7 protein-coding genes and 1 riboswitch are annotated in these 14,349 nt (G+C 68.1%); all 7 genes read left to right on the plus strand.

Annotated elements, in window-relative coordinates; genetic code table 11:
• Positions 1-8 precede the first annotated feature (8 nt).
• The 7 genes from HLG82_RS02765 (at position 9) to HLG82_RS02795 (ending at position 14,342) form a co-directional block, all read left to right on the plus strand.
• The gene (locus tag HLG82_RS02765; RefSeq protein ID WP_193327206.1) at positions 9-9,083 is read left to right on the plus strand and encodes a type I polyketide synthase; all 9,075 of its coding nucleotides are present in this window, start codon (positions 9-11) and stop codon (positions 9,081-9,083) included.
• Positions 9,073-9,525, plus strand: a complete 453-nt coding sequence (gene acpS / locus HLG82_RS02770) for a holo-ACP synthase AcpS (RefSeq protein ID WP_193327207.1) — start codon at positions 9,073-9,075, stop codon at positions 9,523-9,525. The genes HLG82_RS02765 and acpS overlap by 11 nt, the downstream gene beginning before the upstream one ends.
• Positions 9,522-10,085, plus strand: coding sequence for a biotin transporter BioY (locus tag HLG82_RS02775; protein ID WP_193327208.1), 564 nt, complete (start codon positions 9,522-9,524; stop codon positions 10,083-10,085). Before acpS ends, HLG82_RS02775 begins: the two co-directional genes overlap by 4 nt.
• A gap of 86 nt (positions 10,086-10,171) precedes the next feature.
• Positions 10,172-11,020, plus strand: a complete 849-nt coding sequence (gene purU / locus HLG82_RS02780) for a formyltetrahydrofolate deformylase (RefSeq protein WP_193327209.1) — start codon at positions 10,172-10,174, stop codon at positions 11,018-11,020.
• A 102-nt stretch (positions 11,021-11,122) separates the two neighbouring features.
• Positions 11,123-11,206: riboswitch (ZMP/ZTP riboswitch) on the plus strand.
• 49 nt (positions 11,207-11,255) lie between these two features.
• On the plus strand, positions 11,256-12,542 hold the full coding sequence (glyA, locus tag HLG82_RS02785; RefSeq protein ID WP_193327210.1) for a serine hydroxymethyltransferase: 1,287 nt from the start codon (positions 11,256-11,258) through the stop codon (positions 12,540-12,542).
• A gap of 2 nt (positions 12,543-12,544) precedes the next feature.
• Positions 12,545-13,408 (plus strand): bifunctional 5,10-methylenetetrahydrofolate dehydrogenase/5,10-methenyltetrahydrofolate cyclohydrolase, encoded by an 864-nt coding sequence (locus HLG82_RS02790; RefSeq protein ID WP_216858959.1) that lies wholly within the window; start codon positions 12,545-12,547, stop codon positions 13,406-13,408.
• A 97-nt stretch (positions 13,409-13,505) separates the two neighbouring features.
• Entirely contained in the window at positions 13,506-14,342 is an 837-nt protein-coding gene (locus HLG82_RS02795; RefSeq protein WP_193327212.1) for an exodeoxyribonuclease III, read from the plus strand.
• Positions 14,343-14,349 lie beyond the last annotated feature (7 nt).

Raw genomic sequence — 14,349 nt, forward strand, 5'->3', positions numbered from 1 at the left:
AGACACACATGACTCTCACGGAACAACTGAACGCAGGCACTCCCTACGTCCTCCAGTTTGCCGGGCAGGCCACGCCCTGGCGTACCGCCCTTGCCGACGTCGCCGAGGACCCGGCGATTCGTAGCGCGCTGACCGAGGTCCAGGCGCGCGCCGAGCGCCTTCTGGCGCCTGTCCTTCCCGAGCTGACTCGCATCTGCGCCGGACCGCTTGACCTCTTTAACAACCCGTCCGTGCAGGCCTTTTCCTCAGTTCCCGGAATTCTCTTGGCCCAGTTCGGCGCCCACCTGGATCTAGGACTGACGGGCGCCCCGCACGCCGTCATCGGACACTCCCAGGGCGTGTTGGCAGTTGAGATCGCCAAGAATGGCGACCTCGACCACGCGGCACGGATCTTCGCCCTCGCCCGCCTCATCGGCGCGGCCGCCACCTGGACGATGCGTTCGGCTGGGGCGGAACGTCACGGCGAACTGACGCCGATGCTCGCCGTTCGTGGCATCCCTGAAACCGAACTCGCCCGGATCGTCGATGCACACGATGGCGCAGGCATCGCGATCCGTAACACGCGCGATTCCTTCACGCTGTCGGGCATTCCGGCGGCTCTCGACGCAGTCCGGGCAGACATCTCCACCCTGGCTGACGCTCAGCACCGGGCGCGCTCGGAGAAGAGGGTTGGCGGCGCACCCATTGACCCCGTGCTCGAATTCCTCGACGTCTGGGCGCCCTTCCACTCCGACCTCCTGGCCCCGGCGCGGGCACAGGTGATCTCGTGGATGGATGCCTGCGGCTGGCGCGAGCCCGGCCTCGACGCGCTCGCGGCAGCGGTGCTGACCGACCGCCTCGACTGGGACACGCAATTTGCTCAGGCAAGCCAGGGAGCCGAGTGGGTCATCGACCTGGGCCCCGGCTTAGGCCTGGGGCGGATCACGCAGGCAAACACGCTCGGGCGCGGCATCGGCGTCGTCAATGCCGCGACGGCGAGCGCCCGCGACGACATGTCCATGCCGGGCATGACATGGGAGAAGGGGGCTGACTGGTCGCGGTTCGCCCCGAAGTTGGCCTGGATCCAGGAAGACGGCCAGAGGCGCCGCGTTGTCGATACCCGCTTTACCCGCCTGACCGGTCGCGCTCCCGTGTTACTGGCGGGCATGACGCCGACCACCGTTGAGCCCGACATCGTCGCCGCTGCCGCCAACGCCGGCTACTGGGTCGAAATGGCCGGCGGCGGCCAGGTCACCGAGGACGTGTTCGCCGAGAACCTCGCCGGGCTCGTCGCCCAGCTCGAGCCGGGCCGCACCGCCCAGTTCAACGCCATGTACATGGACCGCTACCTGTGGAATCTCCAATTCGGCACCCAGCACATCGTCTCCCGCGACAGGATGAGCGGGGCGCCGCTCGACGGCGTCGTCATCTCCGCGGGAATCCCCGAACTCGAGGAAGGGACGGAGCTCGTGCGGCGCCTGCGCGCCGAGGGCTTCAGCTACGTGGCCTTCAAGCCGGGAACCGTGGGTCAGATCCGTCAGGTGCTCGACATCGCACGCGGCGTCGCCGACTGCCCGGTTTTGATCATGGTGGAGGACGGTCACGCCGGCGGACACCACTCCTGGGAGGACCTCGACCACCTTCTCCTGTCTACCTACGCCGAGATCCGTGCGCTGGAGAACCTGATTCTCGTGGTCGGCGGGGGACTCGGCGTGCCGCAACGCGCGGCCGCCTTCCTCACCGGCGAGTGGGCGCTCGAGCACGGCCCGGTCACGATGCCGGTGGATGCCATCATGATCGGCACCGCCGCGATGACGGCCAAGGAGGCCAAGACCAACGACGACGTCAAGCAACTTCTTGTTCAGACCCCGGGTGTGAGCGCGGACAAGAACGCGGGCTGGGTCGGCCAAGGCGAGGTGGACGGCGGGGTGACCTCCGGCTTGTCGCACCTGTTGGCGGACATGTACGAGATTGAGAACTCGGCGGCTCGAGCCGCCCGGCTCATCGTCGAGGTTGCCGGCGATCCGCAGGCCCTCGCCGAGCGCCGCGGGGAGATCATCGAGGCGATCAACGCGACGGCGAAGCCGTACTTTGGCGACCTCGAGATGATGACGTATGCCGACGTGCTACGCCGCTACGCCGAGCTGGCCTACCCGTGGAACGACGCCTCCTGGGTCCAGCGCTTCCACGAATTGCTTCAGCGCGTGGAGGCCCGCCTCGCGCCGCAGGATTCGGGCGAGGTCACCTCGCTCTTCCCGGACGTGGTGGCGGCCGAGGAGCCGGGCGCGGCGATCGAGAAGGTCATCGCGGCCTACCCGATGGCTGAGCAGATTCACGTGACCACCTTTGACGCGGCCTGGTTCGTCGAACTGTGCCGCAAGTACCCCAAGCCTGTCCCGTTCGTGCCGGTCATCGACGCCGACCTCCTGCGTTCGTGGGGCACCGACGGCCTGTGGCAGTCCCACGACCCGCGCTACAGCGCCGACCAGGTTCGTATCATCCCGGGGCCGGTGTCCGTGGCGGGGATTACCTCGGTCAACGAGCCGATCGCCGACATCCTTGGCCGCTACGAGGCGGCGACCGTCGATGCGCTCGAACGCTCCGGCGCGGCTTCGGGCGATGCCGTCCGTTTCTCCCGCGACGCTGCCACGGTGGAGGACTACCTGCGCAATGCCGAGAACATCCAGTGGCACGGGCATGTCATCACCAACCCCGCCCGGGTGGTCAGCGACGCCGACCTCGTCCCCACCGACAGGGGATACGACCTCGTTCTCGAGCTCGACACCCTGTGGGAAGGCACCGGCGCCCACCAGCACGCCGTGCGTCAGATGCGCATTCCACTGACGATCCCCGCTGGGGCCCACACCGGCGCGATGCCGGTGGTGGACGACGAGCGCTTGCCGCAGGCCATGAACGCCCTGCTGGCGGCGACGGCGGGAGTGGGCGCGCCGAACGTGATGGACGATTGGATCGGTGAGCTGCCGGTCATCCGCGACTCTGCCATTTCCGCCTACGGCGAGGCGTGGTACCGCTTCTCCCTGCGCCCCGAGCTTGGCTCCCTGCACGCCGGCGTCACGGCAAACTCGTTGCCGAGCGCCCTCAATCTTGCCCCCATTGTCCCGTCCGCGGTCCTGGGCCTGTGCTGGCCGTCGATCTACGCCGCGCTCGGCTCGGCCATCGTCGACGATTACCCCGTGATCGAGGGCCTGCTGAACGCCGTCCACCTCGACCACACCGAGGACCTTGACACCGACCGGCTCGCCGGGCTGGATCACCTCGACGCTCGCTCGGCGTGTACGCAGGTCAGCGAGTCAAGCTCGGGCCGCGTCGTCGTCGTCGAGACGGAGCTGCAGCACGACGGCGAACGCGTGGGTTCCTTCACCGAGCGTTTCGCGATTCGGGGGCGGGTCTTTGGCAAGGACGTCCCCGCCGACCCGGCCCTCGCAGGCGGGCTCGGGCACGAGGTGACGGACACGCCGCGTTCCCTCCTGCGCCGGGTGAGCGCCACCGCGCCGGCCGACATGACACCTTTCGCCATGGTCTCGGGCGACTACAACCCGATTCACACCTCCTACCGCGCCGCCAAGGTTGCCGGAATGGACCAGCCGCTGGTTCACGGAATGTGGCTGTGTGCGGCGGCGCAACACGCCGTCTCCGCCACCGACGAGGCGGGCCGCGGATGGCACATCGAGGGCTGGACCTACCGCATGTACGGCACCGTGGACCTCGGCGACGAGGTTGACATCAGCGTCGAGCGCATCGGATCCGTGGCAGGGGGAGGCCTCATCCTCGAGGTGACCTGCCGTGTGGAGAAGAACGTGGTGTCGGTGGCGACAGCCTCCGTGACCGCGCCCGTGACCGCCTACGTCTACCCGGGCCAAGGCGTGCAAAGCCAGGGCATGGCACTCGACGAGCGAGCATCCTCGCCCGCCGCCCGCAAGGTCTGGGAGCGCGCCGACGCCCACACCCGCGCCTCGCTCGGTTTCTCGATCCTCGCCATCGTGCGTGACAACCCGCAGGAACTGACCGCCGCAGGCGTGACCTACCGTCACCCGCAAGGCGTGCTCAACCTGACCCAGTTCACCCAGGTGGCGCTCGCGACCGTGGCTTTCGCCCAGACCGAGCGCCTGCGCGAGGCCGGTGTCCTCGTGGAAGGCTCCTACCTTGCCGGACACTCGCTCGGCGAATACAACGCCCTGTCCGCCTACGCCAAGATCTTCCCGTTGGAGACCGTCCTGGAGATCGTCTTCCACCGCGGGTCCACCATGCACAACCTCGTCCCGCGTGACGCCGAGGGACACTCGAATTACCAGATGGGCGCCTTGCGTCCGAACCAATTCGGGGTGGGCGACGCCGATGTGGCGGCCTACGTCGCCAGCGTCGCCGAGCGCTCGGGAGAGTTTATCGAGATCGTTAACTACAACCTCGCCGGCGAGCAGTACTCCATCGCCGGCACGGTGGCTGGCCTGAAGGCGCTGGCCGAGGACGCTGAACAGCGCGCCGAGGCCGCCGGCGGGCGCCGCCCGTTCATGCTCGTGCCCGGCATCGATGTCCCGTTCCACTCGACGGTCCTTCGCGACGGAGTCCCCGACTTCCGCCAACTTCTTGACCGGCTGCTGCCCGCGCACGTCGATCCCGCGTTGCTTTCGGGAAGGTACGTCCCCAATCTGGTGGCGATCCCGTTCGAACTCACGCCCCAGTTCCTTGACGCCATCCTCGCCGTCGTTCCCTCCGCCAGCGTGCGCGAGCTACGCGAGCGCTGGGAGAGCGTGAACCTGGACGAAGAGGCAGGCAAGATCACCCGAGATCTCCTCGTGGAGCTACTGGCGTGGCAGTTCGCCTCGCCCGTGCGGTGGATCGAGACCCAGGACTTCCTCTTCACCCCGGTTGCACAGGGCGGCGCCGGCGTCGAGCAGCTCATCGAGGTGGGCCTTGGTGCCGCGCCCACACTGGCCAACCTGGCGGCGAAGACGCTCAAGCAGCAGCGTTTTGGTGCTCACGTCAACGTTCTCAACGCTCAGCGCGACGCGAAGATCGTCTACCGCGAGGACCAGGCCACCGCCGACGCCCTCGTGGCGACGCCGTCCGAGCCCGCGCCGGCTCAGGCGTGCCCCGCTCCGGCCACTCCAGCCGAGCCGGAAGCCCTGCCCGCCGCGAACGAGGGCAATCCGCCCGCAGCGCCTGCCGCTGGGCCGGCCTACACCGGCCCAGTCGAGGACCTGACCTTCGCCGCAGCCGACGCGATCAAGGTTCTCCTGGCCGAGTCGAACAAGCTGCGCCTCGATCAGATTGGCGAAAGCGACAACGTCGAGTCCCTGACCAACGGCGTGTCCTCCAAGCGCAACCAGGTGCTCATGGACATGGCCGCCGAGCTCAACCTGTCCTCCATCGATGGGGCAGCCGAGGCAAGCGTCAGCGAATTGGCCAAGACGGTCAACAAGCTCGCACACAACTACAAGCCTTTCGGCGCAGTGCTCAGCGAGGCGGTCAACGATCGTCTGCGCAAGCTCTTCGGTGCCGCCGGGCTCAAACCCGATCACGTGGGCGAGCGCGTCGCCTCGGCGTGGTCGCTCGGGGCAGGCTGGAGCGCGTGGACGAGCGCGGTCCTCCTCCTCGACACGCGCGAAGGCAAGTCCGCCCGCGGCGGTGAGCTAGCCGAGCTGTCCACGAGTGCGACCTCGGCGGCCGAGGTCGACGCGCTCATCGACGCCGCCGTCGAGCGCGTGGGCGCCATCGCCGGCGTCGCCGTCGCCAAGCCGACCAGCGCCGGAGGCGGATCGGCCGTGGTCGATTCGGCCGCGCTTGACGCCTTCTCCGCCGAGATCACCTCGGCGCTCGCCGAGAACGCACGAGACCTGCTGGCACGTCTGGGCCACACGGAGCAGGTGGCCGCCGCCGAGGCCGACGACTCGGTGCTCGTCGAGGCCGTGCGCGCCGAGCTGGGGCCAAACTGGGCCACCCAGGTTGAGCCTACCTTCTCCGCGGTCAAGGCCGTGCTCCTCAACGACCGTTGGGCGAGCGCACGTGAGGACCTCGCGCGCTTCGTCGCTGGCCAGAACGCCATCACCGGCGTCTCGAGCTTCTTCGCAACGGGCCACGAGGTTGCCCGCCAGGCCGAGTTCTACGCGGACCACGCCCAGGTCAGCGACGCGGACCGCGTCATGCTCCTGCGCATCGCGGCCGCCGCGCGTAGCACCGCACCCGGTGAGTTCTCCGGCAAGATCGCCGTCGTGACGGGCATGACCCCCGAATCCATCGGTGGCGCCGTCGTCGGACGCCTCCTGGCGGGCGGCGCGACCGTCATCGCCACGGCCTCCCGCGTCGACCAGGCGCGCCTCCTGGCCGGGCGGAAGATCTACCGCGAGCACGCCCGCGGCGACGCCTCGCTGTGGCTCGTGCCAGCTAACCTCTCCTCCTACCGCGACATCGATGCGCTCGTTGACTGGATCGGCAACCCCGTGCGCGAAACCGTGGGTGGAAAGACGGTGGAGAAGAAACCGGCCATGGTGCCCGACTTCCTCTTCCCGTTCGCCGCACCGCGCGTGTTCGGCATGATGGACGACGCCGGGGGAGCCACGGAGATGCAGGCGCGCCTCATGCTGTGGGGCGTCGAGCGACTCCTCACGGGCCTCGCTGGCATCGGCGCCGACACGGTCGTCGATCACCGCCTGCACGCCGTCCTGCCGGGCTCGCCCAACCGCGGCACCTTCGGCGGCGACGGCGCCTACGGTGAGGTCAAGGCCGCCTTCGACGCCATCGTCAACAAGTGGCACGTGGAGCCCTGGGCATGCCGAGTGAGCCTCGCCCACGCGCGCATCGGCTGGGTGCGCGGAACGGGACTCATGGGCGGCAACGATCCGCTCGTGGCCGCCGTCGAGGCCGAGGGCGTGCGCACCTGGTCCACCCAGGAGATGGCCGAACAGCTCATGGGCCTCATCAGCGACGACGCCCGCGCCCGTGCCGCCGAGGCCCCCATCGACGCCGATCTCACCGGCGGCCTGGCCTCCATCAACCTCGCCCAAATCACGGAAAAGGCCGCGGCTGCGGCTGCCGATCGTGGCGAGCCCAGCGCCCCGCGTACGCTCGGCACGATCGCGGCCCTGCCGAGCCCGCACGTCGTCGGCCTGCCGGCCAACGCGGACGTGTGGGGAAGCGGCCACGCCCGCCCCGAGGACACCGTCGTCATCGTCGGCATCGGCGAGGTTGGCCCCTGGGGGTCCTCGCGCACACGCCACGCCGCTGAGCTCGGGATCCAAGCCGACGGACGCGTGGAACTGACCGCCGCCGGCGTGCTCGAACTGGCCTGGATGACCGGCCTGCTCACCTGGCACGAGTCGCCCAAGGCCGGCTGGTACGACGCCGCGGACAACCTCGTTGACGAATCGGAAATCTTCGACCGCTACCGCGACGAAGTGGTGGCACGCTCCGGCGTGCGCCGCCTCGTCGACGACGGCCCGATCACTGACGCGGGCACCGTGGACCTGGTCACCGTCTACCTCGACCGACCCATCACATTCACCGTGCCCAGCGAGGATGAGGCCCGCGCCTACGAGGCCGCCGACCCGCAGTTCACCAAGATCACCCCGCCACACGCCGGCAACGCCGAGTGGAGCGTGACGCGCGTGAAGGGGGCGACCTCACTGGTCCCCCGCAAGACCACGCTCTCGCGCTACGTCGCGGGCCAGCTACCCACCGACTTCGACCCCACCCGTTGGGGAATCCCGCAGTCGATGGTGGAATCCATCGACAAGATGGCCGTGTGGAACCTCGTCACAACCGTCGACGCCTTCATCTCCGCGGGCTTCACGCCCGCCGAGTTGCTGGCAGCCGTCCACCCCGCAGAAGTCGCCTCGACGCAGGGAACCGGATTCGGTGGCATGTCCTCCATGCGCAAACTCTTCGTCGAACGATTCCTCAACGAGGACATCGCCCAAGACGTCTTGCAGGAGACCCTCGCGAACGTCATCGCCGCGCACACCATGCAGTCCTTCGTGGGCGGCTACGGAGCCATGATGCAGCCGGTCGCCGCCTGCGCGACGGCCGCCGTCTCCCTCGAAGACGGCCTCGACAAGATCGCCGCCGGAAAGGCCAAGTTCGTCGTCACGGGAGCGGTCGATGACCTCTCCGTCGAATCCCTCGAAGGATTCGGCAACATGAACGCGACCGCCGACTCGGCGTCGTTGGCCGCCCAGGGCATCTCGGAGCGGTTCTTCTCCCGCGCCGGAGACCTCCGCCGCGGCGGCTTCATCGAAGGCATGGGCGGCGGAACGGTCCTCATCGCCCGCGGCGACCTGGCCCTCGAGATGGGACTGCCGGTCTACGGCGTCGTCGCAAGCGTGCAGACCTTCGCCGACGGTGCCCACACCTCCATCCCGGCGCCTGGCCTCGGCGCGCTCGCGGCCGGACGCGGCGGCAAGGACTCCCGCCTGGCCCAACGCCTCGCGGCCCTCGGCGCCGACGTCGACGATATCGCCGTCGTCTCCAAGCACGACACCTCGACGAACGCCAACGATCCCAATGAGGCAGAGCTCCACGTCCGCCTGGCCAAGGCACTGGGACGAACCCCAGGCAACCCGCTGCACGTCATCTCCCAAAAGACGCTCACCGGTCACGCCAAGGGCGGCGCCGCCATGTTCCAGATCGCGGGCTTGACCCAGCTGTTCGCAAACGGGATCGTGCCGGCCAACCGTTCCCTCGACAACCTCGACCCGGTCTTCGCCTCCGACGACTACCTCGTGTGGCTACGTGACCCGCTGGCCATCGCCACGCGGGGACCAATCAAGGCGGCGCTGGCGACGTCGCTCGGCTTCGGGCACGTCTCGTCGATCGTGGCGCTCGTTCACCCCGGCGCCTTCGAGGCCGCCATCGAACGGGCTCACGGGGAGCAGGCCGCTCGTACCTGGCGCGCTAGGGCGCAGGCTCGCCTGGCTGCGGGCGCACGCCACCTCGAAGCGGCCATGGTCGGGCGCCGCAGCCTCTACGACCCCATCGCGGGGCGCCGGTTCGGAGCCGAACGCCCTGGCTACGACCCCCACGAGGCCGAGGTCGGCATGCTGCTGGACCCGGCAGCGCGTCTGGGAGCAGATGGAACCTATGGTAACTGATACCAACCAGGTGGCATTCGCCGCGGACAGCCTGGACGGGCTCGGCGTGGACATCGTCCACATTCCCACCTTCGCCGAGCAGCAACGGGCGCCGGGCACGCGCTTTCTTTCGGTCTTTTCCTCCACCGAAATGCGCGCAGCCCGGCGCCGGGCCGGCCAGACCGGCGCGGGAATCGCCCACCACCTGGCCGCCCGATGGGCAGGAAAAGAGGCCTTCATCAAGGCCTGGTCGTCCACGCTCATCGGCCAAGCGCCTGTGATCGCTCCCGACGCCGTCCCTTACGCCGACATCCAGATCCTTTCCGACGCCTATGGGCGCCCCTACCTCTTTCTCGCCGGCACGATAGCCACCGCGTTCGGCACTGGCCGCAACGCCGTCGTGTCACTGTCCCACGACGGCGACTACGCGATCGCCGTCTGTCACATCAAAGGAGAATTATGAACACAACGCTACCTGTAGCCTGCAAGGCCAATGAGCTCACCGCGGCGCTGGCGGCCCGCCACGCCCTGGCGATCCTCTCCGGGACCGCCGCCATCGCGCTCGCGGCGCAGATCGCCGTGCCCTTCAAGCCGGTGCCCGTGACGATGCAGACCCTCGCCGTCGTGCTCGTGGGCTGGAAACTCGGAGGTGGACGCGGCCTGAGCGCCGCCGCCCTGTATGGCGCGCTCGGCTCGGCAGGCCTGCCGATCTTCGCAGCCGGGGCATCCGGGGTCGGACCCTCCACCGGCTACGTCATTGGGTTCGTGCTCGCCGCCGCGTTCGTGGGCTGGATGTCTCGCGAGAACCTGTCGGGGTGGAGTGCGCTGGCGGTCTTCGGAGTCGGCCTCGCCCTGCCCTACCTGCCGGGACTGATCTGGCTGTCCGCCGTGACAGGCCTAGGCGCGCCGTGGTCGTGGCCGGTGCTCAGCATCGGCGTGGTGCCCTTCATCCCCGGCGACCTGTTCAAGCTCGGCATCGCCGCCTCCGTGGCGACGGCGTGGGCCTTGCGCCGGCGTCGATAACTCGCACGAGGTGGACAACTCGCGGGGGCGGGTCCGGCTTTCGGTCGGATTCCGCCCCCATTGTCCTGCTGGCCTATCCTGTAGCCATGTCTAGCGAGAATCTGGTCCTAACTGTCCGTTGCCCCGACAAGCCCGGCATCACCTACGCCATCACGGGGCTTTTGGCCTCGGTGGGAGGCAACATTATGGAGTCTCAGCAGTTTAACGACGCCGAATCGGGCTTCTTCTTCGTCCGCATCGAGGCCCACGTCCCGGGCGGGAAGCCGACCATCGAGGCCGCCTTCGCCCAGCTCGCCGCCAACCACGACATGACTTACGAGATCGCCGAGGCCAACAAGCCGCTGCGGACCCTTATCATGGTGACCAAGGATTCGCACTGCCTGTCCGACCTCCTGTCGAAGAATCGCGAAGGCCGCCTCCCGATCGACATCGTCGCCGTCGTCGGCAACCACGACACGCTCAAGCCGCTCGCTGACTTCTACGGCAAACGCTTCATTCACATCCCCATCGACGCCCAGACGAAGCCCGACGCCGAGGCTGCCCTCCTGCGCCTGATCGAGGAAGAGGACATCGAGCTTGTCGTCCTCGCGCGCTACATGCAGATACTGTCCACCGATCTGTGCGAACGCCTCGCGGGCAACGTCATCAACATCCATCACTCCTTCCTTCCCTCCTTCAAGGGCGCGCGCCCCTACCAGCAGGCGCACTCGCGTGGCGTCAAACTCATCGGGGCCACCGCCCACTACGTCACCGCCGACCTCGACGAGGGGCCGATCATCGAACAGGACGTCGTCCGCGTCGCACACGACGACAACGAGGCCGAGCTGCGCGCCAAGGGCGCCGACGTCGAACGCCAGGTCCTCTCTCGCGCCGTCAAGTGGCACGCCGAACATCGCATCCTCATGAACGGCCACCGAACCGTCATCTTCGCCTAGCTCGGCGGATGCCGGGCCCACGGCGTCGTGAAGGCCAGGTGGTGAGACCGTCAATCTCATCTCCTGTGCATCGCGCGTGGGGCAATCTCTCGTGAGCTAAACTGGCCGCGTCGCGACTGGCGTGAGGTGGTTACCACCGGGGAGCGGCACAGAATTGATCGTGGGTCGTTCGCCTGGGCACACGATCGCCAAGGGCTCTTCGCGCAACGCGAGATCCAGACATGAGGAGATTCTGATGACCGACCTTCTACAGCTTTCCATCACCGAGGTAGACCCCGAAATCGCGCAGGTTCTTCAAGACGAGCTTCGCCGCCAGCGCGAGCAACTCGAGATGATTGCGTCCGAAAACTTTGTCCCGCGCGCCGTCTTGCAGGCCCAGGGCTCGGTGCTGACCAACAAGTACGCCGAAGGCTACCCCGGGCGCCGCTACTACGGCGGATGCGAGTTCGTCGACGTCGCCGAGTCGCTCGCCATCGAGCGGGCCAAGGCCGTCTTCGGCGCGGAGTACGCCAACGTCCAGCCCCATTCGGGCGCCCAGGCCAACGCCGCCATCTACCACGCGCTCCTGCAGCCGGGCGACACGGTACTCGGCCTTGAACTTGCCCACGGCGGTCACCTCACGCACGGCATGAAGATCAACTTCTCCGGCAAGAACTACCACGCGGTCGCCTACGGGGTCTCGCCCGATACCTACCTCATCGACATGGACGACGTACGTGCCAAGGCCCTCGAGCATCAGCCCAGGCTCATCATCGCCGGCTGGTCGGCCTACCCCCGCCAGCTCGACTTCCAGGCCTTCCGCGACATCGCCGACGAGGTGGGGGCCTACCTGTGGGTCGACATGGCTCACTTCGCCGGGCTTGTCGCCGCCGGCCTGCACCCGAACCCTGTCCCGTTCGCCGACGTCGTCACCACGACCATCCACAAAACCATCGGCGGGCCGCGCTCGGGTATGATCCTCTCCCGCGACGCCGAAGCCTTCGGGCGCAAGCTCAACTCGGCCGTCTTCCCCGGCCAGCAGGGCGGCCCGCTCATGCACGTCATCGCCGCCAAGGCGATCGCGCTCAAGATCGCCGCCACGCCGGAGTTCAAGGACCGCCAGCGCCGCACGCTCGAAGGGGCGAAGATCCTCGCCGAGCGGCTTTCTCAGCCGGACGTGGCGAACAAGGGAATCGCGGTGGTCTCCGGAGGCACGGACGTTCACCTCGTGCTCGTTGACCTTCGCGACGCTGAGATGAACGGCAAGGAGGGAGAGGATCTGCTGCACGAGGTCGGCATCACCATCAACCGAAATTCCGTCCCCTTCGATCCGCGCCCGGCCACCGTCACCTCCGGCCTTCGGATCGGCACCCCGGCCCTGGCCACGCGCGGCTTCGGAGCCGCGGAATTCGCCGAGGTTGCCGACGTCATTGCTACGGCGTTGCGCGACGGCCGCGAGGCCGATATCCCGGCTCTGCGCGCCCGGACGGCCAAGCTCGCCGCCGACTTCCCGCTTTACGAGGGGCTGGACCAGTTCGCATGATCATGGACGGGAAGGCCACGGCAGCCGCCATCAAAGCCGAGCTCACGGCGAAGGTCAGCGAATTGCGCGAGCAGGGCGTGGTCCCGGGGCTGGGCACCATCCTTGTGGGGGAGGACCCCGGGTCAAAGATCTACGTCGACGCCAAGCACCGCGACTGTAAGGAAGTGGGGATTGAATCCCTGCGCGTCGAGCTGCCCGAGCACGCCACGACCGAGGACGTGCTCGCGGCCGTGGAGCACTTCAACCAATCGCCGGCTGTCACCGGATTTATCGTCCAGCTTCCGCTTCCCCCTCAGTGCGACACGGAGCGTATCGTGGCGGCGATCGCGCCCGGCAAGGACGTCGATGGGCTGAGCCCGTTCAACGTGGGCCGCCTGGCATCTACCTCCCGCGGGCAGCTCCCGGCGCCGCTGGCGTGCACACCGCGCGGGATCGTCGAACTCGGGCGCCGCTATGGGATCGAGTGGCGCGGGGCGCTCGTGTGCGTGGTGGGCCAGGGCCAGACGGCCGGGCGGCCGCTTTCGCTCCTGCTCACCCACGAACAGGTGGGCGCCACCATCATCTCGTGTCACATCGATACGCGCGACCTCGCACGCCACACCCGCGAGGCCGACGTCATCGTCGCCGCCGCGGGTGTTGCCCGGCTCATCACGGCCGACATGGTCAAGCCCGGCGCCGCGGTCTTCGACGTCGGCGTCAGCCGGGAGGTCGATCCGATTACGGGAAGGAAGAAGATCGTCGGCGACGTCGACCCGGCCGCCGCCGAGGTGGCGGACCGCTTCTCACCCAACCCCGGGGGCGTGGGACCGATGACCCGTGCCATGTTGCTGGTCAACCTCGTCGAGGCTGCTCAAGAGATCGCGTAGACGGCGTCGTCGGGCGGTGCGCCGAGGGCGTATCCGCTCGTTGCCACGTGCAGGGCTCCGGCTTGCCCCGTAAACTGGGCAAGAAAAAGGAGAGTGCATGCTAGTCGCTTCGGTTAACGTCAATGGAATTCGTGCCGCCGCCCGCAAAGGAATGGGTGCCTGGATCGAATCCACGGATGCGGATGTCATCCTGCTTCAAGAGGTTCGCGCGCCCGAAGAGCTCGTGGCAGCGCTGGTGGGAGAGACCTACGAGATCGTCCAGCAGGCATCGGCGCTCAAGGGGCGCGCCGGGGTCGCCGTCGCCGTGAAGAAGGACTTTAAGATCGGGCGAACCTCGCGCGGGCTGATGGCCGGGTTGGAGCCGGGCGAGGACGGCCAGCTCGTCGAACCGGCCGTGGACACCGGGCGCTGGGTGGAAGTCGAGGTGCCCGAGCTGGGAACCACCTTCGTCTCCGCCTATCTCCATTCGGGCGTGGCCGACAACGTTGAGAAAATGGCCGCCAAATACGCTCACCTCGAGCGTGTCACCCAACGCCTGGCCGAACTCGATGCGGCGCGCCAGGCGGGGCCCGCGCACGTGCTCGTCGGCGGTGACTTCAACATCGTCCACACGCCCGCCGACATCAAGAATTGGAAGCCCAACCACAACAAGACCGCCGGCGTACTCGACGCCGAGATCGCCTACCTTGACCGGTGGTTCGGCGAGCTCGGCTACGTCGACGCCCACCGCCGCCTCGTCGGCGACATGCAGGGCCCCTACACGTGGTGGTCCCAGCGCGGAAAGGCCTTCGATAACGACGCCGGCTGGCGAATCGACTACCACATGACCAGCCCCGAACTCGCCGAGAAGGCAACCGACGCCCGCGTTGACCGCGCGGACGCCTATGATGCGCGCTGGTCGGATCACGCGCCACTCGTCATCACTTACCGATAGGGACCAA

The organism is Trueperella pecoris (genome assembly GCF_014926385.1).
In the GTDB taxonomy this organism is placed as follows: domain Bacteria; phylum Actinomycetota; class Actinomycetes; order Actinomycetales; family Actinomycetaceae; genus Trueperella; species Trueperella pecoris.